At 69.5% G+C, this 370-nt stretch carries 1 protein-coding gene; it reads right to left on the bottom strand.

The genetic code is table 11. The annotated features are described in order from the left end of the window. Window positions 1-370 (bottom strand): tannase/feruloyl esterase family alpha/beta hydrolase (locus tag DSY14_RS28285; protein WP_211719623.1); only part of this gene is annotated, 370 nt, incomplete at both ends.

The following is a 370-nucleotide window of genomic DNA, read 5'->3' as shown; positions in this document are numbered from 1 at the left end:
GTACGAGTGACGCGGTGCCGTGCCGGTGAACGCCTTCACCACCCGTTTCGCGTTCAGGACGGACTCGTGCACGGCGCGGTGCCCCCAGTCGACGATGATCTCCGGGTTGGCCGCGCCCTGCACGAAGACGTCCGGGTCGTCGCCGGTGTGCCCGGTGTCCGTGCCGACGGTGACGTATCCGGCGCTGAGCATCCGGCCCATGGAGGCGAAGTCGATGGCCGAGCTGTAGCCGCCGTTGCCGAACATGAGCAGCCTGCGGTTCCAGTCCCGCTGGGGCAGCCAGACCTCGAACCCGATGCGGGAGTTCGGTACCGGATTCGCGACGCCGTGCACACGGCAGAACGCCGGCACCGGCATCGTCCGGCCGTCC

The sequence above is a fragment of the Nocardiopsis sp. MG754419 genome (genome assembly GCF_018207095.1).
Lineage (GTDB): Bacteria > Actinomycetota > Actinomycetes > Streptosporangiales > Streptosporangiaceae > Nocardiopsis.
This window is presented reverse-complemented; position numbering and strand designations above follow the sequence as displayed.